Here is a 25,360-nt window from a genome sequence, read left to right as displayed (position 1 = left end):
TTAAGAACTATACCAACAATGGAAAATAATACTACACAAACGACTGAACCTAAAAAGAAAAAAAGTTTAGTTTTCCCGATAATTTTAGCGGTTGTTTTAATCGGTGGAGGAATCTACGGTTACAGAACTTATTCTTATGGACAGATTCACGAAGAAACTGACGATGCTCAAATTGCTTCAAACCTGTCTCCTGTGATTTCTAAAATCTCAGGATATGTAACTCAGGTGAAAGTAAAAGACAATGAGTTCGTAAAAAAAGGAGATACATTGGTTATTTTGGATAGCAGAGATCAGAAAATGGCTCTCAACCAAGCTCAGGCTGCGTTAACGACAGCAAAAAGCAATATCTCTAATGCAGAAGCTTCTACAACAGCAACTTCAAAAAATATCGGTTCTTCTGAAGCAGCAGTAACAACAGCAAATGCACAAATCGAAGCGGCAAAAGTAAACGTTTGGAAAACAGCTCAGGATTTAAAAAGATATTCAGTTTTGGTAAAAGATCATTCGATTACAGAACAGCAATATGAGCAGGCTTTAGCAGCAAAACAAACGGCTGACAGACAGTTGCAGGTTTTGGTTGACCAAAGAAATCAAATTGCTCAGCAAACGGGTATCGCATCATCTCAAACAGCGGCTAGTTCTCAACAAATCGGTGTTGCAGGTTCTGTGGCTAAACAAAGAGAAGTGGATGTTGAAAATGCAAGATTAAACTTATCATACACGGTAATTCTTGCTCCTGAAGACGGATATGTTGGGAAAGTTCCAATTCAGGCAGGACAATATTTACAGGCAGGTTCTCAGTTATTTGCTTTAGTTAAAAACGACCAAAAATGGGTTGTAGCCAACTTTAAAGAAACTCAGGTTGATAGAATGGTTGAAGGACAAAAAGTGAAAATTGAAATCGATGCTTTCCCTGATCAGGAATTTGAAGGTGTGGTAAGCTCATTCTCTCCTGCAACAGGCGCTACTTTCTCTATTCTTCCTCCGGACAACGCAAGTGGAAACTTCGTAAAAGTGGTTCAGAGACTTCCTGTAAAAATCGATTTTGTGAATCTTGATAAGAATATCGCAAAAAGATTAAGAACAGGGATGAACGTGAAAGCAGAAGTTTCTTTGAAATAATATTGAAATAAGTGAATTGTCAATTTTGCAGAGGCAAGTCAAATTGTGGATGTAAAATGAAGGAGTACAATTGATAATGAAGTTGATGCCGTTTTGCGGATGAAAGTCGATGATGATCGGGAAATGAAGCAGTAAAACTAAGAATGCAGTTGGCGTCGGTGTGCAGATGAAAATCAATAACAAGGTTGGAAAATGAAGTAGTAAAATTGACAACAATGTTGATTGATCATTGACAATTCACTTTTAAAAAAATAATTAAAAATATTAAGGAGTTAAGGGATTTGGAAATTGCTTAAATCATTAATACAGAAATTTAATGATTAATAAAGAATAAAGTTAGTTCGTAAAAAACTTGTTCTTATTTCTAAAATTTCCGAATCTCATAATCTCTTAATTTTTTAATACCTATTAAAAACTATGCAAGATTCATTAGTAGAATATGGAGCCCGAAGAGTAATCATCACGATTACGGCAATTCTTTGTGCTCTGCTAGAAATTGTAGATTCCACGATTGTAAACGTTGCCCTGAACGAGATGAAGGGGAACCTTGGAGCTACACTTTCTGAAGTAGGCTGGGTGATTACAGCGTATGCCATCGGTAACGTAATTGTGGTACCGATGACGAGCTGGCTGTCGCAACAGTTCGGACGAAGAAACTATTTTGCTGCCTCCATTGTAATTTTTACCATATTTTCATTCTTATGCGGGAATGCGGATAATATTTGGGAATTGGTATTTTTCCGATTATGTCAGGGAATTGGTGGGGGAGCGCTATTGGTAACTTCGCAAACGATCATTACGGAATCTTATCCGGTGGAAAAAAGAAGTATGGCTCAGGCGATTTATGGGTTGGGAGTTATTATTGGTCCCACTTTAGGTCCGCCTCTTGGAGGTTATATTGTTGATAATTTCAGCTGGCCGTATATTTTCTATATTAACATTCCTATCGGGATTGCTGCAACTTTAATGACGCTTCAGTTCGTGAAAAGTCCGAAATATGCAGAAAAGCGTAAAGCTTCGGATGTCGACTGGATCGGTATTGCTTTATTGGCAATTACGGTGGGTTCATTACAATATATTTTAGAAAGAGGTCATGAAGAAGACTGGTTTGCAAGTGGATGGATTGTACTGTTTACAGCATCAGCACTTTTAGGATTTATATTATTCCTCTGGAGAGAGCTCACCTTCAAATATCCGATTGTAGAATTAAGGGTGTTGAAAAACAGTAACTTAAGGGTTGGTACGGTGATGTCCTTTGTATTAGGATTCGGGTTGTACGGTTCTACCTTTATCGTTCCGCTGTATACGCAGAGTATTTTGGGATGGACGGCTTTTCAGTCCGGAGCTTTAATGATTCCTGCAGCATTAACGACCGCTTTCATGATGCCGATTATCGGACGATTGCTTTCAAAAGGGGCAAAACAGCAGATTTTGGTATCTTTAGGATTATTAGTATTCTTTATATACAGTTTCTGGGGATATAAAATTTTGACACCCGATACGAGTAAAGAAGCCTTTTTCTGGATGTTAATGGTAAGAGGAGCAGGTCTGGGATTATTATTTATCCCGATTACTTCATTATCATTAAGTACATTGAAAGGTCAGGAAATCGGACAGGGAGCAGCTTTTACAGGGATGATGAGACAGCTTGGAGGTTCTTTCGGTATTGCAGCAATTACTACATTTATTGCCAATGCAGGTCAGAAATACAGACTGAGTTTGATTTCGCATCTCGATTCAACAGATTTTAATGTTCAGCAACGACTGAATGCTTTAAAAGCCAGCTTTACGGCAAAAGGAATGACTCCCGATGCCGCTACGAGTGCCGCTTATAAAATGCTTGATCTGTCAGTAACAAAACAGGCGACGGTATTATCTTATATGGATGTTTTCCTTTACTTAGGAATTGCTTTCTTAATTTGTATTCCGTTTATCTTATTAGTAAAAGAACGAAAAAGCAAAGAAAAAATAGATTTAAGTGGTGTACACTAAATTTAAATGAATAGAAAAAACCTCCGCAATTGTGGAGGTTTTTTTATGACTAAAATCAATGTCGTTATTTTTTGTCATTCCGACGAGAGGAGGAATCTGTTTGTGTTTTTTATCATGGTAAGCTTAACAGTATTAATATTTGTTATTTTTTAGCGGTGTCATGTTGAGCGCGAAGCAGTCGAAACATTTAATTATTCCTAAATAGTAGAAATCCAAGTTTAATAATTTTACCTATTTAATTCTTTCCTAAACAAAGGATATACTTTAAAAAGAGCTATTACAGCCGGAACCGCCTGAAAAAATGCCAGAATATATGCCTTTGAAGTCACAGCCAGAACAATTCCTGCTCCTGTTGCTGAAAAACAAACCAATGAAATCAAAGCATAACCTACCGCTTTATTTTTATTCACGTAATACAATCCTGCAAGACCTCCCAAAGCAAAAAACAGATTATAAAATCCCTGATTGATAAACAGTTTTTTCAGAACCAATGCATGCATAGAAAAATCTAAGCTTTTTGGCGGATTATTAAACATTTCGAGTAAAATAGTATACACAAAAGGCTGCATCCAGAAGATGGCTTCCAGAATAAAAAACATAAAGAAATCGATAACTACAAAAATGACCAATGCTTTCGTAAAGCGGTTGAAAGTTTCATTCATGATTAAAAAATTTAGATCATAAAGATTGATTAATAAATGATAAATTACAACCACGGGTAAAATTGTCCTATACTGATAATTTTCGCAGTATGGAATTAAATGTATTTACAACTATATTTGTATCTTAAAATGATTGAAAAATGTACGAGAAAAAAATACCCAAAGACTTAAGTTGCGGCTTAAATATCGCCATAGAAGTGATCGGCGGAAAATGGAAAGCCAATTTATTAGCCAACATCAGCAAAGGAATGAAACGCCCGTCAGAATTACACAAATCTATTCCGCAGGCTTCTGCAAGAGTGCTAAACCAGCAATTAGCCGAACTGGAATTTCACGGTATTGTCACCAAAAAAATCTTCAATGTCTTACCTCCAAAAGTTGAATATTCATTAACGGACGGCGGAGAAAGTATTTTACAGGTTTTATATGCCATGAAAAGCTGGGGTGAAGGTTATAAAGAGACTTTTCATCAACTGATAAAAGCTTAGATATTGTTTTCTAAAAACGTAGAATGACATCACTATGAAAATGTAATGCTTAAAAACAAATAATATTAGAAAAATGTCCTGATGATGTTCTCTAAGTATTCTAATCTTTCTGTATTTAATTTTAAAATAAAAGAATCCGTCAAAACAGCTACAAACAAACTCAATATGGTTACTTAGAAATTCCTGTTTCTAAAGACATTTGCAGTATCAATTTTAAACAAAATTACAATGCAAAAAACAATTTTTATCACAGGAGCATCATCAGGTTTAGGAAAAACAACGGCAAAATTATTTCAGTCAAAAGGCTGGAATGTCATTGCAACGATGAGAAACCCCAAAAACGAAACGGAAACTTACCCAATTGGAAAATATAACTGTTGTAAAACTGGATGTTTCAAAGAACGAAGAATTAGAGAAAATAATCGCTGAGGTGTTGGAAAACCATACTATTGATGTCGTTTTAAATAATGCAGGCTACGGATTGATCGGACCGTTGGAAGCTTTTACAGACGAACAAATCCAGAAACAGATCGAAACAAATTTGATGGGAGTGATTCGCGTTACCAAAGCTTTTACGCCTTATTTCAGAGAGAAAAAAGACGGTGTTTTGATTAATATTACTTCCACTTTCGGATTGATGGGTTTCCCGACTTGCTCGATTTACAGCGCTACAAAATTTGCGGTTGATGGATTTTCAGAAAGTTTGGGATACGAATTAGCACAATTCGGAATAAAAGTGAAAGTCGTCGCTCCGGGCGGAATTCAGACTGATTTTGCGGGACGTTCTCTGGATGGCGCTTTTCATGAATCTTATGGAAAATTAATTTCAAAAGTTCAGGAAGGGTACAGTCCGGAACAGATCGCGAATTACTCAAAACCGGAAGATATTGCCGAGGTTATTTTTGAAGCTGCAACCGATGGAAAGACACAATTAAGATATGTTGCGGGAAAAGATGCCCATGCTTTATATGATGAAAGAAATGAAATCGGGGTTGAAAATTATGTGCAAAAAGTGAAAGCCGGTTTTGGGTTGTAGAAACAGAAATTAAATATCCGTTTTCTGGCCCATAATTCATAACTTATACCTCCTTAATTAATTTCCTCCTGCCAAACAGTTGTCACAAAACCACTTTATATTTGCCGTATGAAAACAGTAAAATCTCCGGTTCATTTCAGATCTTTGTCTGCGTTGCACGATGCGATGGGACAATCTGCGCCGTTGCATCCGTTGATTAGTGTGATTAATTATGGTGAAGCGGTTTTTGATCCTAAAGATTTTGAAAACGGAATTAAGCTCGATTTTTATAAAATTTCATTCAAGACAAAATTCAACGGAAAAATAAGATACGGACAAGGATATTACGATTTTGAGGAAGGCGGAATGTCTTTTGTTTCTCCCGGTCAGATTCTCAAAATGAATGATGAAGAAGCCGATTACAGCGGAATGTCTCTTCATATTCACCCAGATTTTCTGCAGCCTTATTCTTTAATTCAGAAAATAAAAAAAAACGGATTCTTTTCCTATTCGGCGGCGGAAGCGCTTTATCTTTCGGAAAAAGAAAAGAAAACGGTTTCAACGGTTTTCGACAATATTCAGGGTGAATTGAATGAGAGAATCGACCAGTTCAGTCAGGATGTGATTATTTCGCAGATTGAATTGTTACTTACTTACAGCAATCGTTTTTACAACCGGCAATTTATCACCAGAAAAGCGGTGAATAATGATTTGGTATCAAAAATGGAAAAGCTGCTGGATGATTATTTTAATGAAGAAAAAAGTGTGGAAGGTCTTCCTACAGTAGAATATCTGGCTTCCAAACTGAATCTTACCGCAAGATATTTAAGCGATATGCTTCGGCAGCATACTGGACAAAATGCGCAACATCACATTCACGACAAATTGATTGAAAAGGCGAAAGAATATTTATCAAACGAACAGTTTTCTGTCTCGGAAACGGCTTATCAACTGGGTTTTGAGCATCCTCAGTCTTTCAGCAAATTATTTAAAAAGAAAACCGAATTGACCCCAAACGAATTCAAACAATCATTTCAAAAATAAAATTAAATGGATCAGAACAATTTAGATAAAATCATAGAACGTTCTCTAGAAATCAGAGATAAATACCATGATTTGGAAATTCAGCAGAACGGTGAAGAATGGACAATAGAGCAGGATGCGCTGGCTTTTCTGACGGATGCGGGTTTGGCAGGAAGAAATATCATGTCGCACCAGAAAACATGGTCAAAATCCAATTCTGAAGAAGAACTTGAGCATAAATTAAGTGAAAATATATGGTGGCTGATTGTGTTGGCAGACCGTACAGGAATTGATATTAAAGAAGCTTTAGATAAATTTTTAACGAAAACAGAAAATATACTAAAATGAGTTATTGTGCAGCCATAGACAACATGCAGCCTGAAAGCAGGAGAGAACTTCATAAAAATTACCACGACCATCATTACGGTTTCCCGATTCATAATGATAATGAATTGTTTGGAAGACTGGTGATGGAAATTAATCAGGCGGGATTGAGCTGGGAGACGATTTTAAAGAAAGAAAAAAGTTTCAGATTGGCGTATGATAATTTTGATATTCAAAAAGTAGCGGTTTATTCGGAAACAGACCGCGAAAGATTATTAGCCGATCCCGGAATTATCAGAAATAAATTAAAAGTAAATGCAGCCATCGAAAACGCAAAAACCATTGTCGGATTACAAAAAGAATTCGGTTCTTTCGAAAAATGGCTGGAACATCATCACCCGAAAACCTTAGAGGAATGGATGAAATTATTCAAGAAAACCTTCAAATTCACAGGCGGCGAAATTGTAAATGAATTTCTAATGAGTACCGGTTATCTGAAAGGTTGTCACACAGAAAGTTGCCCCATATTCGATGAGGTTTTGAAGCATGATCCGATGTGGAATAAAGGGTAGTGTATTCCCCGATTCGTTATTTCGACAAAGGAGGTTCTCGAAGCATCTGTATTAATAAGAATCGAATTGGTCTAAAATAGATTCTTCATTCTGAATGACAAAAACGAAAGCAGAAATCTTCAGTTTTAAAATTCAGTTACTTTAAACTTCTTACCGAAACATCCGGCTTTTCACCCTGCGGAACAATAAAAATCGCATCATCTTTAATGGTATCTCCGGAATCAAAGTAATAACTTCCTATGACCGGAAGTATATTGGTGGTGAACTTTCCGGATTTATCATAAGCAGAATAGGTTGCATTGATAATCTGTGTTTTCATTTTCAGCTGGATCTTTTTTGAGGTCAGTTTTGCGCCTGTTGCATTGATGCAGTCCAGTTTCTACGATTCCGGTATCGGTCACAATCTGCGGTGAAGAGCTTAATCTGATATTGTAAGATTTATCCGATGTGTTTTTTACAGACGCCGAAACTTTATACCGATCAAACGGTTTTCCGCCCACCTGAATACTTTCTTTGTTTGTAATATTGAAACTTACACTCATTCCGTTGAGATCAATGGGTTGTCCGTCGGAGATTTTTTGAGCGTTTAAGTGATTGTCAAATCCTAAAATGCAAAAAAGTATGAGTAAGAAAAAAGATTTTTTCATAGGATATTGTTTTTTGATGTAATAAAATTACGAAAAGAATGGATGTGATTGAATTTATTTTTTTTTGTGAAATTTTATCAACGAGAGTTTTCTGAATTTTATTATCGGATATTGGATGGTTAGTGATTGATTACGAATTGGCGGAAATTGTTGAAATTATTCTACAGTCATCACATTTAAAATCGTAAAAATGCATTCTATTTTTCAGATTCCATTTTTTGTTACAAATGGGACATGGTCGGTTATCGTCGCTGCTTTTATGTTTTCTATAATTATATAAAAAATAATACGTAGGTACTTTTGTCAGCTCTTCTATTCTTTTGCATATCTGTATTCCTTGTTTTGATAAGGCTGAATCTGTTTTCTGCATTTGATTGAGAGCCCATCTTTCGCCCACTTGACAATTCATTTGTAATCGATCACAGGATTGATAATTGGTTTCCCAATTTAAAATAGGCATATATCCAAAATCATAATAAGTTGGCAGATTATAGAGAGCAACGTTACTATTACAATTACCACAAGTAACAGGTGACTCAATTGAAACATAATTTGTGATTAAAATATAAAAATCGGATTTTTCACATGTGCAGCATCCATTATAATCTTCCATTGTTTTCCCAATTGTTTTAATTGAAATTAATGCATTGCTCAATGTTTGAATTTTTTCTATCCACTTATTGACATAAACATTATTGTTTTCTTCCGCTAAAGAGTTATTTTCTAGTGAGTAAGGGAGTGCTGTAATTTTGTTTTTATCAATATATTGGCTTTCTATTCTGCCTTGGGTTTGACCGTTGTCTCTGTAAAATGACATAAGCAGATTAAATTCCTGATAAACCTCATCTTTACTACAGTTTGAATTTATCTCTATTGAAACTTCTTGTATGAACATAGTCTATTTTTGTATTTCAGTTTGATTTGAGATGATTTGTTTTTCTCAAAATCCCTATAATTTTTTTGTAAAATTGATTATTTTGATTTCGAAAATTATTTAATCTGTTTCTTCAACCTTTCCGTCAGCATCGCAACAATCCTTTTATTAAAGACTTTGCTGTCAAAATTGTAAACTTCCAATTCCTGCAAAGTAAACATACCAATGGTTATTCCGATAAAAATACTTTTCAATACGTTATCTTTTTGTAAGCTTTGTTCTATAAAGTTGCTTTTTTTGGCTGTAGATAAAGAATTAAAATCTGCATTTTGACGAATTGCATAGTTGATAAACAAAGACAAATACAGTTCATTTTGTAATTTTAAAATAGGGCGCAGAGTTTGGTTTTGAAAGGTTTCTTCCGCTGTGCTTGTTTCCAATACCGGAATTGGTAAAGTTTCTCTTAAATCTAATTTGTTGATCATTCTTTTTGTTGATTAATTGGAAATTATTATCCCACCGTCTTCGTATCCTCTTCCTTCAAAATCTTTTTTTCCTTCATAGAAAGCATCATTCTCTCGCACTTATATTTTTCCCAGTCGAAATTATTGAGAAAATCTAAGGCAGCTACAAATCCTCTATTAAAAAGTTCTTCTTTTTCCTCTTTTTTCATAAAGAAATTCAGCCAGTTGCTGGTTCCGCAATTCACGGTCTGAATGCTGAAAAGATGATAGAAAGTATGTTTTGTAAGGAATGTTTTATCATTAAAACCTTTCAGCGTACTGATGATATTTCCGGCAAATGACAGGGGCGATTTCAAAATCTGTTCACTCGTTTTTCCTTTTTCAGAAAGTATATCAGAATCGCTGGTCAATTGCACTCCGAACAAAGGCATTCTTGGATAAAAAATATCGGCAGAGTGGAAGAGGTCGATCGGGAAATTAGAAATACTTCCGCCGTCAATGAAAACTCCGACAGGATTGATGTCTTCCTGTTTCGTGTTCATCCAGAATTTCCATGCATATTTTACCGAGTCATCATCTTTGTCGATTCTTTTCTGCATCGGTTCGAAAAAGAACGGAACAGACATCGATGCACGCACAAATTCAGCCGGACTGATGCGTTTCATTTCTTCTTCAGACCAGTAAAGATTCGCCATTGTCGGAAGCTCGACCTTAATTTTAGCATTAATATCAGTGGTAATGACGATGTATTCTGATTTTAATGAATAAAAAGGATTTGCTTTATAATAATCATTGTTTACCGCACTTTCGTAGAAAATTTTATAACGGATTTCGTCGATATGTTCTTTATTATTGACTTTTATTTCTTCAATACTGTTCAGCGCAATCGCATAATATTCCATGCCGTTTCCGTAGCGGTAATTGAGGTTGAGGTCTTTTCCCGACTGCACAAATTTATCATTAAGTCCTGCAACAGTTTTAATCCCGAAACCTTCCAAAACGGTTGTCATTTGATTCAAAAAGGTGTTTCCGGGATTCAGTCCTGAATTTTTTTTCTTTAGATCAGAATATAATTTCCACATAAACAAAGCCCCGATAATCACAAGTAATAATGGAATAGAAAAGAGAATTTTGGTTTCCCAAATTGCTTTCGTCGGAAAAACAAACGCCATAATTCCAAAAAACAGAAGAATTCCGATGGCGATATAAAGATTGATTTTCAGGAAATTTTTATTGTTCAGCATCGCGTGAATGGTGGTTTTTACATACGTTTTTCCATCCATAAAATCTGCAAAATTCCAGTTGAACAAAATGTCTTTAATCACTTCACTTTTTGCTTCTTCTTTTGTTTTGCATGCTGCGATAAGCATGGTATTAATCGCACCTGCGCTTGTTCCTGCAACCTTCAGAAAACGGATTCCGAAAATTTCCAGACCATACAGATAACCGACTAATGCACTTCCCCAAACGCCGCCTCCTTCCTGCACAAATTCCACATATTGATTGCCTTCTTTATCCAAAAGATCAGAAAATTCTTTGGACGAAATATTGTCATGCAAAGCAGCAAGCTTGTCTTTAGAATCTTTTGAAAGAACATCTTCTTCAAGAATTTTGTTTAGGATTTCGGGTTTCATGGTTTGGTTGGTTTTGGTTATTGTAAGTTGGTTAATCGCAAAGGCGCAATTTTTATTTTTTGCTGTTTTTTAAGGCGCAAGAACACTTCGACAAGGTCAGTGTGACACAAGATTTTCATTCTTAATTATCTCAATTTGCCATCCGGTTTGTCGTTCCGTAGGAATCTAAGCAATTAATTAAAAATGATTCTAAAAAATTACGCCCGGATTCCTACAGAATAACAAACTGAATGTTTATAAAATTGATTTAATGAACGTCGTGCCTTGATGTATTTAACATCATAAAAATACAACGATTTGAGTATTGATCTTTACTATTTAAAATTAATTCTATTTAAAATATTCACATACAGTATTTTCACGATACTTTACCAGTGAAATTACCATTGTTTTCTCCTTGCATAAATAAATGTACAGATCACAACAATCCCCATTAAACCTAACGTATAAAAATAACCGTGTGGAGTGCGCAGTTTCCGGCATATTGTCGAAATTCATTCCGTAAAGTCCTGCAATAAAGGTGATGGGTAAAAAGTAAACCGAATAAATCGCCAATACTTTCATCACCTGATTTGCCTTTTGATCCGAAAGTGCCAAAAACATCCCGATTAAGTTGGTAACCTGAATATTCAAATGATCAAAATCGGCAACAACATCTTTATGTTTATCTTTCAAATCGACCACTTCAGAATCCTGTAATCCTAATAATTTAAATTTATCAACGGCATCAGTAGAAATCGACAAAACCCTGGAATTCAAGCCGGATTTGCGTTTTAATTTATATAATCTTTGAATCTGATTGGTTTGATTGGTGTTTTTCAGGAAAATCTCGTTTTCAATGTTATCCATTGTTTCTAATAGACTTACGGACTCATCATCAAAACTTTTCATAATTAATAAGGCGATTTTCAGGGCAATTTTCTCAGCCGTCGTCTCCTTTTGAAGACAGGAAACCTGTTTCTTTGTTTCAATGATGCTTTTGGTTTTCATCCTGTGAATCGTGATAATCGTTTTCCCCAAAAGAAAAATTCCGATTTTGGTACTGATATCGCTTATGGTGTTGAGGTTTTTACGCTCCAGTTCGGTGCTTTCTCGAAGAAGAAAAAATTTCACATCTCCATCTTCCTCATATTTCGGTAAGTGATTCGGGTCTAAGGTGTCTTCCAGAAGAAGATTATTGATCTCATATCTTTCGTGTAAAAATTTCAGGTCTTCCGCAGTCGGAGCCTCAACATCTACCCATTCGCATTGGGAATCTCTGTAAATTGTATCAATTGGCATAGAGTAAAAATAGTAATATTTTGAAAAAGTATGTGTTAAATAAGTTTTATCTTTACCAAAATTAAAAAAACTATATGATTAAAAGTACAATAAAAGGAATCGGATTCCATGTTCCGGATAACATTGTTACGAATGATGATCTAGCTAAATTAATGACCACCAATGACGAATGGATTACGGAAAGAACGGGGATAAAAGAAAGAAGACACCGAAAAGACAGAAACGATTCTCAGGAAACGACGGCTTATTTAGCTTTTAAAGCTTCAGAAAAAGCGTTGGAAAAAGCGGGTATGACGGCTAAAGATATCGAATATATTGTTTTTGCCACGCTTTCTCCTGATTATTATTTTCCGGGTTGCGGGGTTTTGTTGCAGGATATGTTGGGTTGCGATACGATCGGAGCTTTAGATGTCAGAAATCAGTGTTCCGGGTTTGTGTATGCGATGAGCGTAGCAAATGCTTTTATTAAATCTGGAACGTATAAAAATATTTTGGTGGTAGGTGCTGAAATTCATTCTTTCGGACTGGATTTTTCTGATGAAGGAAGAGGTGTTTCCGTGATTTTCGGAGATGGGGCAGGAGCAATCATACTTTCTGCAACGGAAGATGAAAATGCAGGAGATATTTTAGCCGTAAATATGCACTCTGAAGGTAAATATGCAGACGAATTGTGTACTCAGTTTCCGGGTTCTAAATTCGGGTGGAGTGATAGAATGAGGAAAGATCCTGAGAATGTGACAAATAAGGAAGTATATCCAATTATGAATGGTAATTTCGTATTCAAGCATGCGGTAACAAGATTCCCTGAAACCATGCAGGAAGCACTGGATAAAGCGGGGAAAACCATTGAAGATCTGGATATGTTTATTCCGCATCAGGCGAATTTGAGAATTGCACAGTTTGTACAGCAAAAATTTGGATTACCGGATGAAAAGATTCATAATAACATCCAAAAATACGGCAATACAACAGCAGCTTCTATACCGATTGCTTTGAGTGAAGCGATTGAATTAGGCAAAATTAATAGAGGAGATCTGGTTCTTCTTTCCGCTTTTGGGAGTGGATTTACCTGGGGAAGTGTCTTGTTTCAATATTAATTTTTGAACTTAAAATTATAATAACATCAGAAAACTTGCTATATATGTACATTATTCACATATATAAATTTATTTTTAAGTTTTTTTATTTTCATACAAATGAATGTTTTTTTTTGTAATTTAGTAGTGCAAAAGTATTTTTAATGAAAAAATAAAATGTATTAATTAAAAAATTAACAAAAATGAAAAAAATGAAAATTAATTTATTATCGGCGGTTTTACTTTTCCCTTTATTTTGTAGTGCGCAAGTAGGTATAAATACTCCGACTCCTCAGAAAAGCTTACATGTTAACGGATCATTACAGGTAGTTAATGAATTAAACGTTGGCGGAAATGCAAATACAGCCGGATCCGCAGGAACCGCAGGACAGATTTTAACCTCCAATGGGGCTGCAGTCGCTCCTTCATGGCAAACCTTAAATACGGTAAGCGGAACGATTAACAATGCTTATTATGTACAGGGAACAACTGCTGCTACTGCTACAGTAGGACAAACTATTGATGTTCCCGGTGTCACAATAACTCTCATCGTTCCTGCAGGAAAAACTCAGACTTTTTTATTTACTATTTTAGGGTATACAACATTTATTAGTAATAATTCGACTCAGGGAACTTTGAATCTCTTGCAAAATGGGACGAAAATATCTTCAGCATATATTTCTAAGGCAGGAGAATTTAGTGCAGCAACTGGAGGAACAGTGGCGTTAACCAACATGCCTGTTCCGGTAACTTTTTTGAAATCGGTTACTCTTACAGCGGGGATCTATACTTTTAAAGTTCAGTACAGTGCGTGGCTTGGAAGTGCTACTGTCAATTTTGTTCCATCAGCTTACACTGGATATAATGGAGATAATGAAGCTATGCTTACCAAGATGCAGGTTTTAGTCTATAATAATTAAGGATAATAAAGAAATCAAAATAACAAATCCGCAGAATGTTCTGCGGATTTTATTTTTTCAAATCAAAAAAAAGACGTGTCTCAAGTGAAACAGTCTTTTTTGTTTTTATTATTGATATTTAAACTTTTCAATATCACTAGAATCCTGTCCTGTCCTTTTTGCAAGACTGATTGATTTTTCTGCCCAAAGTTTAGCATTTTTCTTATCACCAACTTTTGTTATAAAGATTGGCTAAAGTATCTGTATTGGCGTAGTTCTCATCTTTCTTTACAGATTCCTGAGCTCACGCAACCACTTTTTCTACTTCAATCATACTTTTTTAATTTTTTAACGATTTGATTTTTAATATTTTATTGATTTGAGGTGGAGTTGCAGTAACATATTTCTCGTATTTAGACTCTACATTTGCAACCAAGTTTGATAGACTTATTTTCCGGGTTGCGGGGTTTTATTGCAGGATATGTTGGGTTGCGATACGATCGGAGCTTTAGACGTGAGAAATCAGTGTTCCGGTTTTGTGTATGCGACGAGTGTGGCAAATGCTTTTATTAAATCAGGAACGTATAAAAATATTTTGGTGGTAGGAGCAGAAATCCATTCTTTCGGACTGGATTTTTCTGATGAAAGAAGAGGGGTTTCCGTGATTATGGAGTAGGAGCAATTGTACTTTCTGCTACAGAAGATGAAAATGCAGGAGATATTTAGCAGTAAATATGCACTCTGAAGGTAAATATGCAGACGAATTGTGTACCCAGTTTCCGGGTTCTAAATTCGGGTGGAGTGATAGAATGAGTTCACATATTTAAGTTTTTTTTATTATAATTTTGTCGCTAAAAAAGTATTTTTTTTATGAAAAAATAAAATTTATTAATTAAAAAATTAACACAAAAATGAAAAAAATGAAAATTAATTTATTATCAGCGGTTTTACTTTTCCCTTTAATTTACAATGCACAACAGGTAGGGATTAACACACCGACTCCTCAGAAAAGCTTACATGTTAACGGATCATTACAGGTAGTTAATGAATTAAATGTTGGCGGAAATGCGAGTACGGCCGGATCGGCGGGAACCGCAGGACAGATTTTAACTTCTAACGGAGCTGCAGCCGCTCCCTCGTGGCAGACCCTCAATACGGTAGGCGGAAGTATTAATAGTATCTATTATGTGCAGGGAACAACTGAAGCTACGGCTTACGTAGGGCAAACTATTGATGTTCCCGGTGTTACGATAACTCTCACGGTTCCTCCAACAAAAACTCAGACGTTTTTATTTACTATTTTAGGGTATACAACATTAACTAATGGTAGTTCGACTCAAGGAACTTTGAATCTATTGCAAAATGGGACGAAAATATCGTCAGCATATGTTTCTAAGGCAGGGAGTTTCCCTGGGGTAACTGGAGGAATATTGCTGGCCAATATGCCGATTCCAGTAACTTTTTTGAAATCGGTTACTCTTACGGAAGGAACCTATACTTTTAAAGTCCAATATAGTGCTTGGTATGGAAGTACTACTTTAAATTATGTTCCATCAAATTACGGCGGATATAATGGAGACACAGAAGCTATGCTTACCAAGATGCAGGTTTTAGTGTTTAATAGTTAAGAATAAATAACAAATAAAAATAAAATCCGCAGAACATTCTGCGGATTTTATTTTTTTAAATCAAAAAAAGTTATCTCAAATGAGACAGCTTTTTTATTTTTATTGAATGTTTAAACTCTTCAGTAATTTTTCGGTATCACCGGAATCCTGTCCTGTGCTTTTTGCCAGACTGATTGATTTTTCTGCCCAAAGTTTAGCATTTTTCTTATCACCAACTTTGTTGTAAAGATTGGCCAAAGTATCTGTATTGGCGTAGTTCTCATCTTTCTTTACAGATTCCTGAGCCCATGCAACCGCTTTTTCTAAAGACGCTTTTGTCGTTACATTTTCAAAGAAATTCCAAGCCAGTGAATTCAGTTCTTCCGATTTTACTGCAGAAGTATCTTTGTAAAGCTCAAGGCTTAATTTTTCGTACGTTGCGATGTCTTTGTTTTTTAAAGCTTTTGCAGCTTTTGCTCTTTTTAAGATTTTGTCAGCCTCATCTTTTGCTAAGAATTTCTGAGCTTCTGTCATGAAATAACTGTCATTCCATGTTTTTGTATCTGTATTGTAAGATTTTTTAAGGATTGTATTAACCTTAATATTCTTGTCAAAGAAATTATAATTTTTCTCAGGAACTATTTTTAGGATATCTGTTTTTTTCGCCAGAAAAGTTTTATATAAAGGGCTGTCTGTGCTTTGAAGTCCGGTAAACAACATTTGAATATCATCTTTGTCCAATTCTGTTTTTGCGTTGAAATAACGCTCCATTACTCTTCCGGAAAATTCAGTATCATTATACAGGGTAAGTTCTGCAAGATTTTTCAAAAACTCAGGATCTTTTTCGCCATCTTCGAATTTCTGCTTCAATGTTCCTATTCTTTTGCTTGGATCTCCCGCATCTTTAGCAAACTGGATGAAGTCGCTTTCTTCCACATATCCTAAAGTTTCTGTGTACCACTTCACCGTTTCCGTCTACGAAAAGATAAGTAGGGAAGGCTTTTACGTTATATTTTTTAGCAAGATCAACGCCTTCACCTTTTTCCATGTCGATTTTTGCATTCACAAAGTGAGCATTGTAATAATCTCCGACAGGTTTTTGTGGGAAAACATTTTTTACCATTAGTTTACAAGGTCCACACCAAGAAGCATAGGCATCTATAAATACAAGTTTGTTTTCTTTTTTTGCTTTGGCAAGAACAGCTTTGAAGTTGGTGTCCTCAAATTTTATCCCTTGTGCAAAAGCAAATGCTCCGATGAAAAGAGCTGAGAATATTGATATTTTTTTCATAATACTTTTTATTGATTGCAAATGTAATAATTATGTTAATAATGAGTCTTTATAAAATACAAATAGTTACAACCAGATCCTGATTATTTTTTCAGATTTAAGTTAAATCAGGTTGATTAGTAGTAAGATAGATACTGTTTAATTCTTTAATTTTGAGTTGACAATAGTGACTTAATAACCACTTAATGAAAATTTTATACATTTGCTAGAGTTTAGAAATGGTTCTAAATACACAAATGTTTAATCTCAAAAATAAAAAACGATGAAAAAAAATGTAATTTTCTTATCTGCAATGCTATTTTCTGGTTTTGCTTTTTCACAAGTGGGTATTAATACCCAAAATCCGCGGGGTGCTTTTCATATAGATGGAGCGAAAGACAATCCTATCACCGGAATCCCAAATGCAACCCAGGAGTCAAATGACTTTATTTTACTTAATAACGGCTATGTGGGAGTAGGTACTTTATCACCCAAACAACAGCTGCATGTAAGTGAATTTAATACAATAAGCGGGATAGCAAACAGCTTTATTTCGGGAATAGCCATTACAGGTACCGGTACATCTAATGGATTTTCCGGACCTGGTTTTTATCTTGAAAATATTAGTGCGCCAGTTGGAAGCAGACTCTTAAAGATTAACTATTCTCTAAATGGTACTGAACCATTCTTAAATTTTCAAACGGTATCTGATGATGCCGGTACAGCTTACGTAAATATAATGGCTCTTACACGCTCAGGAAGTCTGGGAATAGGAACAACTACTCCTACAGAAAAGCTTCATGTTATTGGGAATATTCTTGCTTCGGGTACAATAACACCTTCTGATATAAGAATTAAAAAAGATATTACAGATAATCCTTATGGCTTGAAAGAAATTTTAAAGCTTCGCACCATCAACTATAAATATAAAAATGAAGAATTAGGTAGGGATAGAAAAGTAGGATTTATTGCGCAAGAGGTAAAAGCCGCAATTCCTGAACTGGTAACTACTGCTAATGATGAAATGAAAACATTAGGAGTAAATTATGCAGAAATGACTGTGGTTCTTACCAAAGCAATTCAAGAACAGCAAAAAGAGATTGAACTTCTAAGACAACAAGTAAAAGCTCTTGAAATGAAAATGAAGTGATGATTATAATTATTAATATTTTCATAATACTTTTTATTGATTGCAGATGTAATAATTATGTTAAGAATGAGTCTTTATTAAAATATAAACAGTTACCACTACATTTTGATTAGTTTTTCAGATTTTACGTGAAGGAATTTGATCATTCATAAGATAGATGTTGTTTAATTCTTTAATATAGAATTAATTGGTAATATTAAATTTTATTAAAAACTAAATTATTCTTATTTTTGTGAATAACAAAAAGACACCCCCGGAAATGATGAATTATTATAATAACCATAATAATTTGTTCATCTATGTCTAAGAATTTTCATAGGCTTGTGTTTTTTTTGATTACTGCTAATCAAATATCAGCTCAGGAAAAGAGTAATTTCGAAAAAATCTACCAAAAAACTTTCGATGTAACTTCACAGAAAAATATGCCTCAAGCATTGAAGGTAGCAGATTCTCTGTATACATCTTCCAAAGATCCTTTAGATAAGGTAAAAACACTGATGCTTTCTGCCAATTTGTATCAGCAGATCGGGAATTTCAAAAATTCAATTTTCTATGCCGAAAAAGCCAATTCTCTTATTAATACAATAGATAATGCAGATTGGCAGTCTCAGGTGACGGGGTTTCTTGCCACGCAATACAGAACCGTCGGACTTTATGAAAAATCGAAGAAATACACCTCGAAAAGCTTAGAAACAGCGAAAAAAATTCAGGATTCGAATCAATATAATAAAACGTTGGGATTATTGCATCAGGAAATGGGGTATTATGAGCTTGATCATGGCAATTTTAAGAAGGCGATCGGTTTTATCGAACACTCTTTAATTTATTTTAAACAAACTAAAAACAGCGATGTAGCATTCATCACTGCAAATTCTTATGAATTATTGGGTGAGATTTATTTTAAAATTAATGATCTAAAGAATTCGGAAATTAATTATAGGATTTCCGAAAAAATGCTGATTGAGCCGACTTATCTTTTAGGTTTTGTTTACAGCGGTTTAGGAGCAATCAGAATTAAAGAGAAAAATTGGAAGGAAGCTGATGTTTATCTGAAAAAAGCAGAAGAAATTGCGGATACATCAAGCCATCTTGGTTTGAAAAAATCTGTCTATGCCACTATTAATGATTATTATGAAGGCATTAACGATGAAGATCACGCAGAAATGTATGCCAGAAAATATCTGAAAGCTTTCAGTGAATTTAATGCTAAAAATAATGAAGTTTTTAACGAAGAAACAGAACCTGAAATTAATAAAAAAGGAAGCACGATAAGTGTAGCTAAAAATGTCACGATTCTGGTTTTGTGTTCTGCTTTAATTGGTTTGTTTGTTTCTTTTAGGGCAAAACAGAAAAGACAGCGGGCAAAATTCAGGGATATTATCAGGAATCAGCAGAAATTAATTATTCAGAATACAGAAATTCCTGTAGAAGATGATGAACCAGATTTTTCTCATATTTCTGTAGAAGAAATTTCCGAGAAAAACAGTGACATCAATAAAAAACGAAACGAATCGTTGATGACTTCCGAAACCGAATCAAAATTACTGGAATTTCTTAATGATTTTGAAAAAGGTGTTTTATACAATAATAAAAATATGTCTCTGCCTTTTCTTGCAGGAGAATTAAACACGAATACAAAGTATCTTTCTTACGTGATCAATCAGCATAAAAGTGCAGACTTTAAAACCTATATCAACCGTTTGAGGATAAATTATATTGTAGATAAACTTATTAATGATGACAAATACCGCCAATACAAGATCAGTATTCTTGCAGATGAGTGCGGGTTTTCTTCTCACAGTAAGTTTGCTTCCGTTTTTAAAATCGTAACAGATTATTCTCCTTCGGCTTATATAAAGCTTCTTGAGTCTGAAAACCAATCAGATAAGATTAGCCGTTTTCGGGAAAACAGTTAAGCTTAATACTCTTTTTTATACACTGTTCTTTTCATTTTCAGGAAAACGGATAACTATTTATTTCCTGTGGAATAAGCACTTTCATATATTTGCGGCAGTTTTACAGGACAAACCAATACTGCAGTTTTATTACATTTTTCTAGAAAAAACAAAATCCTGTATTACTCACCTAAACATTAAACATTAATAAGAATACTAGAGACGTTATAATTCTTTTTAGAGGGAAAAAGTGTGGAAACATTTTTTCACTGAATACATTTATCTATTTGGGAGAATAATTGATAGATAGAATTTTCTAAAAATATGATCGGGATGTGATTACCCGGTTTTTTCAGTCAAGTTTTTTTAAGTGCAAAACCGCAGGATTTTCTGCGGTTTTGTTTTTTATTCTATTTTATTTTTGTAGAATCGGCAGGTACTTTTGCTGTATCCGTAGGAGTTACCTGAGTGGTTTCTGAATTGGCAACAGCAGAATCTCCCATTTTGTTTCTTAGAGAATCTTTATTGTGATCTTCTTTAAATGCTTCTCTGTTTTCTTTTTTATCAGCACAGCTTCCTAAAAATAATAAGCCTAAAACAGCACCTATCCATAATTTTTTCATAGTAATTTCTTTTTTAATGTTTAGTATTATATCAAATATAGTGATTTAATTAAAATAGTTAACTTAAAATTCTATAGAAATTGTAGGAAACAGAATGCTAGAATTTATAAGATTTTCTGAGCAAATTTAAATTTTTAAGGGAGCCTTGAAAGGGCGACTTAATTCAGAATAGGATAAAATCCTATCAACCATAAACCAAAAACTATCAACCGATCAACAAACCAAAAAATCCCCAGAACTTTCATCTGAGGATTTTCCATTTTAAGTTAAACGTTTATTATTTAACAGTAGTTGCTGAATCCATCTTCATCTTGATACTGTCAGGATTGGCTGTCTTTGTAGTCATGGTATCCGTGGTGGAAGGTGACATTGTTCTTGAATTGTCTACCGCCGCTGAATCTGTGCTACTTGTCGACATCGAGGATTCCTTTGTTCCGCAACTTACCGCGAATATTCCGACTGTTGCTATTAACAATAATTTTTTCATAATATTTTGGATTAGTGTGTATTAATCATATTTCAAGAATTATTCCGAATTAAATAATTAAATATTAAAGTATTTATAAAGTGATTTAAAATATGTTAAAATTCAACACATTAGAGAAATTTATCAGAATTAAACGAAATATAGAGTCACAAAGTGACGACTTAAAACAAGATAATAAAAAAAGCCCCGAAACCAAAATTTCGAGGCTATATTTATCAATGAACAACAATTACTCATTGCCCATTACTTATTACTCATATTATCCTAGGTAAGGATATTTGTAATCTTTAGGAGAAACAAAAGTTTCTTTGATAGATCTTACAGACGTCCATCTTAGTAAGTTCATTTTAGAACCAGCTTTATCGTTCGTTCCTGAAGCTCTACCTCCACCGAAAGGTTGTTGACCAACAACAGCGCCAGTCGGTTTGTCGTTGATATAGAAGTTTCCTGATGCATTTTCCAATGCTTTGAATGCCTCATTTACCGCATAACGATCTTGTGCGAACACAGAACCCGTTAATGAATATGGAGAGGAAGAATCAACAATTTTCAACGTTTCTGCCCAATTCTCATCTTCATAAACGAAAACAGATAGGATAGGACCGAAGATTTCTTCCACCATACTTTCGTACTGAGGATTTGTAGTTTCGATTACGGTTGGATGTACAAACCATCCTTTAGAATCATCTACATTTCCACCGATGATTACGTTGGCTTCGCTTGATGCGTTTGCTCTGTCGATATATCCTTTACATTTTTCGAAAGAATTTTTATCGATTACAGCATTTACAAAGTTTGAAGGATCTTCAGGAGAACCGATTTTAATAGAAGCAAGTTGAGTTTCCATTACTTTTTTCACATCAGCCCAAAGAGATCTAGGAATATAAGCTCTTGAAGCCGCAGAACATTTCTGCCCTTGATATTCGAATGAACCTCTTACCAAACCAGTGGCAACAGCTTCTACATTTGCAGAAGGGTGAGCGATAACAAAATCTTTTCCACCAGTTTCTCCAACGATTCTTGGGTACGTTCTGTAGTTATGAATATTGTCACCGATCATTTTCCACATTCCCTGGAAAACTTTCGTAGAACCTGTAAAGTGAAGTCCTGCAAAATCTCTGTGTGCCAAAACTTTCTCAGCCGTTTCTTTTCCGTCCGTGAAAATCATGTTGATTACTCCTTTTGGAAGACCAGCTTCTGTTAAAACATCCATAATTACTTTTGCAGAATAAACTTGCTTGTCAGAAGGCTTCCAAACCACTACATTTCCAAGCATTGCCATACAAGTCGGCAAGTTTCCTGAAATTGCTGTAAAGTTGAATGGAGTTACTGCAAAAACAAACCCTTCTAATGGTCTATATTCTACACGATTCCAGATTCCTGCATCAGAAACCGGCTGTTCAGAATACATTTCCGTCATGAATTCTACGTTGAATCTCAAGAAATCGATAAACTCACAAGCTGCATCAATTTCAGCCTGATGAACATTTTTAGACTGTCCGATCATCGTCGCAGCGTTGATTACATCTCTGTAAGGTCCTGCCAAAAGATCAGCAGCTTTTAAGAAAATAGCGGCACGGTGTTCCCAACCTAGCTCATTCCATTCTTTTTTTGCAGCCAATGCAGCGTTGATGGCGTCATCTACGTGTTGCATTGTTCCTCTGTGATAAAAACCGAAATCATGCGCATGATCCTGAGGCGACTGAAGCTGAACTGTATCACCAGTTTTTACTTCTTTACCATCGATTACCATTGGGATTTCTATCTTTTCAGCCCACATTTTTTTGTATTGGGCGATAAGGCTTTTTACTTCTGGAGTTCCCGGTGCATAAGAATTTACCGGTTCGTTTACTGCAAATGGTACTTGCGAAATTGCTTTAGACATATTACGTTGTATTATTTTTTAATTTGCTAATGATACAAATTTACAACAATTAATTTGGACTAAAAATCGATACAGACTATTTGCATTTTATTATTTATCTAAACTTGTTTACCCTTTTTATTTGAAGCTTTTTCCCGCTATCCACTGTATCTTTTTTGTTACGGCTTCCGCTTCGCTCCAGCCGCAACAAAAAAGGATGTCGTTTCTATTGGGGCTATGAATTTGCGACTGTTACAATCAAATCAACCCAAACCTTCAAGGTTTTTAAAACCTTGAAGGTTTAAATCCACAATATCTGTCATCCTGAAATATTTAGGTTCAACGTAGTCAAAATAAATTAGGGCGCGAATCTTTCCAAACTATTTTCTAATTTAAAATCAATTGTAAGCATCAATAGGAGCGGACTTTAGTCCGCTTTATTTTGTACAATAATAAATTGGCTTTAGCCAAAACCTGAAATTCTATTTAAATCAACGAAAATGTCAACCTCAAAACGAATGATTATTTACAATTTCTGTAAACTACATTTTCTCATTTTCAAGAATTTTCAACACAAGCTTTTCTTCATGCGTTAAATCAGCTTTGCCATCATTTTCTTCAATTTGTTCCAATTCATCGAGATATTTTTTAATCGAATTATTTTCGTAAAGATTGATAACTAAAGGATGGACGTAATATTTTCTGCAAACCGTACTTGTATTTCCGAGATGTTCGGCAACGATTTCCAGCGCTTCTTTTACTTTTTTTTTGTATTGAGAATCATTTTCGGCATATCCGATTTCTTTAAAAGCAATCAAAGCACTTACCGTTCCAGACCATGTTCTGAAATCTTTAGCCGTAAAATCTTCACCGCTGATTTCTTTAATATAATCATTTACCATTCCGGAATCAATCGTATGGCGGTGTCCTTCATCATCCAAAAACTGGAAAAGTTCCTTCCCTGGAATATCTTTACATTTTTGCACCAAACGAGCTAATTTTCTGCTTTTAAGATCAATATTGTGCATGACTCCTTTTTTACCTTTAAAATGAAAAGTAATTTTCTGCCCCTGAATTTTAACGTGTTTATCCTTTAAAGTTGTTAAACCAAAAGAACCGTATAGTTTTTCATAAGCATTATTTCCAATTCGGATATTTGTTCTTTGCATCAAACTGACAATCAGAGCTAAGATTTTTCTTTTCTCAAAATTTCTTAAGGCTAAATCTTTTTCTACATGAAGCCGAATTTCAGGTAAAACATACCCAAACTGAAGCATTCTGTAAAATTTTGTATGGTTTCTCAGCGCGCTCCATAAAGGATGATAGCGGTATTGCTTTCTCTTTTTAACATCAAAGCCGGTTGCCTGAAGATGACCGTTATCCAAAGCACAAATCCACACGTTTTCCCAAGCCGGAGGTATAACCAGCTTGTTGATTCTTGTAATTTCGTCTTTGTCTTTGATTTTTTCACCGTCTTTGTAGTAAGAATACTTTTTTCCGGTCTTTTTGCGAGTGATACCGGTCGTTTCTGCATCGGTGGTATAAATAAGATGTACCGCCTTTGCAGAAGCCTCCGGATCCTTCATAATTTTTACAATCTTCGCGGGTTTCAGATGGGAAATGAGGTCTAAGTCTGAATTTTCCATGAGATGATTTGGTTAAGAGTTCTTACCCCTTGAAAATAGCCATGCTATAATGGCTACTACGCCAACTACTAATATGATTCCCCACCACATTCCTGCTTTGAAGATTGTTTCTACCGCTTCACAACTCGTCAGTGTCAGTAGACAAATTAATGTCATACTGTATAATGTCCATTTTTTCATGATAATTTATTTTTGGTGTTTATTATTTTAAATTCTGTGAAGATCAGCTTTCCATTTTTTGATGGATTTTTTGATCTGCTCTCCTGAAATGTTTTCTTTCAAAGCTTTTTCCAGAAGAATTTTAAATTCGTCATCATAAGCAAATCTCAAGGCTGCCATTTGACTGAACTTCAGTTTTTCTTCAACTTCATCGGATCTTAGATTGAAAATCTCAAAATATCTTTGTTTGAATTCCAATCTTACCAATCGGTTTTGAAGTCCCAACGCGTAATGTTGTCGCAGCATAATTGCCAAATAGAAAATTAGAAAAATTATAATTGAAAATAAAATCCAAATCAGTTGATTAAGCTCATCATTAAAAATTTTCCAGATTCCGAAAACTTCCAGAAGAAGTAATAATGGAAGATAAATAAAATGATGCGGTGGATAAAATTTCCTGTGATTTTTATAATTCTGGCTTTCCATAATTTGTATGTAAGCAAGAATCTTTCCAAAACTGTATATTTTTAATAATAATTGGTTTTTGTGGTATATAAAATGAGTTGTTTTAGTTAAATAACGGTAT

Annotated in this window: 25 protein-coding genes and 2 pseudogenes; 13 read left to right on the top strand and 14 right to left on the bottom strand. The window is 34.7% G+C overall.

Going from position 1 to position 25,360, the window contains the following annotated elements:
• Positions 1-18 precede the first annotated feature (18 nt).
• Positions 19-1,122, top strand: coding sequence for an HlyD family secretion protein (locus tag J3D55_RS17505; RefSeq protein WP_259132768.1), 1,104 nt, complete (start codon positions 19-21; stop codon positions 1,120-1,122).
• Between the two features lie 417 nt (positions 1,123-1,539).
• Complete coding sequence (locus J3D55_RS17500) at positions 1,540-3,114, top strand: DHA2 family efflux MFS transporter permease subunit (protein WP_259132767.1); 1,575 nt, start codon at positions 1,540-1,542, stop codon at positions 3,112-3,114.
• A gap of 227 nt (positions 3,115-3,341) precedes the next feature.
• Here J3D55_RS17500 and J3D55_RS17495 read toward each other — a convergent pair whose 3' ends face one another.
• A complete protein-coding gene (locus J3D55_RS17495) occupies positions 3,342-3,776 on the bottom strand; it encodes a DUF1304 family protein (RefSeq protein ID WP_259132766.1) in 435 nt (144 codons plus the stop codon).
• A gap of 140 nt (positions 3,777-3,916) precedes the next feature.
• On the opposite strand from J3D55_RS17495, the gene J3D55_RS17490 reads away from it, so the two are divergent.
• From J3D55_RS17490 to J3D55_RS17470, 5 genes and pseudogenes are all read left to right on the top strand, one after another.
• Positions 3,917-4,264, top strand: coding sequence for a winged helix-turn-helix transcriptional regulator (locus J3D55_RS17490; protein ID WP_259132765.1), 348 nt, complete (start codon positions 3,917-3,919; stop codon positions 4,262-4,264).
• A gap of 228 nt (positions 4,265-4,492) precedes the next feature.
• Positions 4,493-5,300 (top strand): annotated as a pseudogene (locus J3D55_RS17485) (SDR family oxidoreductase).
• 108 nt (positions 5,301-5,408) lie between these two features.
• A complete protein-coding gene (locus J3D55_RS17480) occupies positions 5,409-6,323 on the top strand; it encodes a helix-turn-helix domain-containing protein (protein WP_259132764.1) in 915 nt (304 codons plus the stop codon).
• A 6-nt stretch (positions 6,324-6,329) separates the two neighbouring features.
• Complete coding sequence (locus J3D55_RS17475; RefSeq protein WP_259132763.1) at positions 6,330-6,650, top strand: nucleoside triphosphate pyrophosphohydrolase family protein; 321 nt, start codon at positions 6,330-6,332, stop codon at positions 6,648-6,650.
• Positions 6,647-7,198 (top strand): DNA-3-methyladenine glycosylase I, encoded by a 552-nt coding sequence (locus tag J3D55_RS17470; protein ID WP_259132762.1) that lies wholly within the window; start codon positions 6,647-6,649, stop codon positions 7,196-7,198. The genes J3D55_RS17475 and J3D55_RS17470 overlap by 4 nt, the downstream gene beginning before the upstream one ends.
• A 136-nt stretch (positions 7,199-7,334) precedes the next feature.
• On the opposite strand, the gene J3D55_RS17465 is transcribed toward J3D55_RS17470, so the two are convergent.
• The 6 genes from J3D55_RS17465 to J3D55_RS17440 form a co-directional block, all read right to left on the bottom strand.
• Positions 7,335-7,517, bottom strand: coding sequence for a hypothetical protein (locus tag J3D55_RS17465; RefSeq protein ID WP_259132761.1), 183 nt, complete (start codon positions 7,515-7,517; stop codon positions 7,335-7,337).
• Positions 7,477-7,845 (bottom strand): hypothetical protein, encoded by a 369-nt coding sequence (locus tag J3D55_RS17460; RefSeq protein ID WP_259132760.1) that lies wholly within the window; start codon positions 7,843-7,845, stop codon positions 7,477-7,479. Before J3D55_RS17460 ends, J3D55_RS17465 begins: the two co-directional genes overlap by 41 nt.
• A gap of 130 nt (positions 7,846-7,975) precedes the next feature.
• The gene (locus tag J3D55_RS17455; RefSeq protein WP_259132759.1) at positions 7,976-8,740 is read right to left on the bottom strand and encodes a DUF2310 family Zn-ribbon-containing protein; all 765 of its coding nucleotides are present in this window, start codon (positions 8,738-8,740) and stop codon (positions 7,976-7,978) included.
• Positions 8,741-8,835: 95 nt separating this feature from the next.
• Positions 8,836-9,204 (bottom strand): glyoxalase, encoded by a 369-nt coding sequence (locus J3D55_RS17450; RefSeq protein WP_259132758.1) that lies wholly within the window; start codon positions 9,202-9,204, stop codon positions 8,836-8,838.
• Between the two features lie 26 nt (positions 9,205-9,230).
• Complete coding sequence (locus J3D55_RS17445) at positions 9,231-10,817, bottom strand: patatin-like phospholipase family protein (protein ID WP_259132757.1); 1,587 nt, start codon at positions 10,815-10,817, stop codon at positions 9,231-9,233.
• 330 nt (positions 10,818-11,147) lie between these two features.
• Complete coding sequence (locus J3D55_RS17440; protein ID WP_259132756.1) at positions 11,148-12,098, bottom strand: CorA family divalent cation transporter; 951 nt, start codon at positions 12,096-12,098, stop codon at positions 11,148-11,150.
• Between the two features lie 74 nt (positions 12,099-12,172).
• On the opposite strand from J3D55_RS17440, the gene J3D55_RS17435 reads away from it, so the two are divergent.
• The 4 genes and pseudogenes from J3D55_RS17435 to J3D55_RS17420 all read left to right on the top strand — a co-directional run bounded on the left by J3D55_RS17435 (position 12,173) and on the right by J3D55_RS17420 (position 15,701).
• Positions 12,173-13,195, top strand: a complete 1,023-nt coding sequence (locus J3D55_RS17435; RefSeq protein ID WP_259132755.1) for a 3-oxoacyl-ACP synthase III family protein — start codon at positions 12,173-12,175, stop codon at positions 13,193-13,195.
• A gap of 191 nt (positions 13,196-13,386) precedes the next feature.
• Positions 13,387-14,094 carry a hypothetical protein gene (locus tag J3D55_RS17430; protein ID WP_259132754.1) on the top strand — a complete coding sequence of 236 codons (708 nt, stop codon included), beginning with the start codon at positions 13,387-13,389 and terminating at the stop codon, positions 14,092-14,094.
• A gap of 427 nt (positions 14,095-14,521) precedes the next feature.
• Positions 14,522-14,885 (top strand): annotated as a pseudogene (locus tag J3D55_RS17425) (3-oxoacyl-ACP synthase); the annotation flags it as partial.
• Positions 14,886-14,993: 108 nt separating this feature from the next.
• Positions 14,994-15,701 carry a hypothetical protein gene (locus tag J3D55_RS17420; RefSeq protein ID WP_259132753.1) on the top strand — a complete coding sequence of 236 codons (708 nt, stop codon included), beginning with the start codon at positions 14,994-14,996 and terminating at the stop codon, positions 15,699-15,701.
• A 99-nt stretch (positions 15,702-15,800) separates the two neighbouring features.
• On the opposite strand, the gene J3D55_RS17415 is transcribed toward J3D55_RS17420, so the two are convergent.
• Together J3D55_RS17415 and J3D55_RS17410 are read right to left on the bottom strand one after the other, a co-directional pair.
• Complete coding sequence (locus tag J3D55_RS17415) at positions 15,801-16,646, bottom strand: thiol:disulfide interchange protein (RefSeq protein ID WP_259132752.1); 846 nt, start codon at positions 16,644-16,646, stop codon at positions 15,801-15,803.
• Entirely contained in the window at positions 16,585-16,971 is a 387-nt protein-coding gene (locus tag J3D55_RS17410; RefSeq protein WP_259132751.1) for a thioredoxin family protein, read from the bottom strand. The genes J3D55_RS17415 and J3D55_RS17410 overlap by 62 nt, the downstream gene beginning before the upstream one ends.
• 262 nt (positions 16,972-17,233) lie before the next feature.
• Between J3D55_RS17410 and J3D55_RS17405 the strand changes: the two genes are divergently transcribed.
• Positions 17,234-18,100, top strand: a complete 867-nt coding sequence (locus J3D55_RS17405) for a tail fiber domain-containing protein (RefSeq protein ID WP_259132750.1) — start codon at positions 17,234-17,236, stop codon at positions 18,098-18,100.
• A gap of 299 nt (positions 18,101-18,399) precedes the next feature.
• On the top strand, positions 18,400-20,016 hold the full coding sequence (locus tag J3D55_RS17400) for a helix-turn-helix domain-containing protein (RefSeq protein ID WP_259132749.1): 1,617 nt from the start codon (positions 18,400-18,402) through the stop codon (positions 20,014-20,016).
• 389 nt (positions 20,017-20,405) lie between these two features.
• Here the strand turns inward: J3D55_RS17400 and J3D55_RS17395 are convergent, their stop codons facing one another.
• The 5 genes from J3D55_RS17395 to J3D55_RS17375 form a co-directional block, all read right to left on the bottom strand.
• Positions 20,406-20,618, bottom strand: a complete 213-nt coding sequence (locus J3D55_RS17395) for a hypothetical protein (RefSeq protein ID WP_259132748.1) — start codon at positions 20,616-20,618, stop codon at positions 20,406-20,408.
• Positions 20,619-20,895: 277 nt separating this feature from the next.
• The gene (locus J3D55_RS17390; protein ID WP_259132747.1) at positions 20,896-21,036 is read right to left on the bottom strand and encodes a hypothetical protein; all 141 of its coding nucleotides are present in this window, start codon (positions 21,034-21,036) and stop codon (positions 20,896-20,898) included.
• Positions 21,037-21,364: 328 nt separating this feature from the next.
• Positions 21,365-22,990 (bottom strand): L-glutamate gamma-semialdehyde dehydrogenase, encoded by a 1,626-nt coding sequence (gene pruA / locus J3D55_RS17385; protein WP_259132746.1) that lies wholly within the window; start codon positions 22,988-22,990, stop codon positions 21,365-21,367.
• Between the two features lie 521 nt (positions 22,991-23,511).
• Positions 23,512-24,615, bottom strand: a complete 1,104-nt coding sequence (locus J3D55_RS17380) for a DNA topoisomerase IB (protein WP_259132745.1) — start codon at positions 24,613-24,615, stop codon at positions 23,512-23,514.
• 207 nt (positions 24,616-24,822) lie between these two features.
• On the bottom strand, positions 24,823-25,260 hold the full coding sequence (locus J3D55_RS17375) for a DUF6526 family protein (protein WP_259132744.1): 438 nt from the start codon (positions 25,258-25,260) through the stop codon (positions 24,823-24,825).
• Positions 25,261-25,360 lie beyond the last annotated feature (100 nt).

Origin of the sequence: Chryseobacterium ginsenosidimutans (genome assembly GCF_024807225.1) — a bacterium.
GTDB lineage: Bacteria > Bacteroidota > Bacteroidia > Flavobacteriales > Weeksellaceae > Chryseobacterium > Chryseobacterium ginsenosidimutans.
This window is presented reverse-complemented; position numbering and strand designations above follow the sequence as displayed.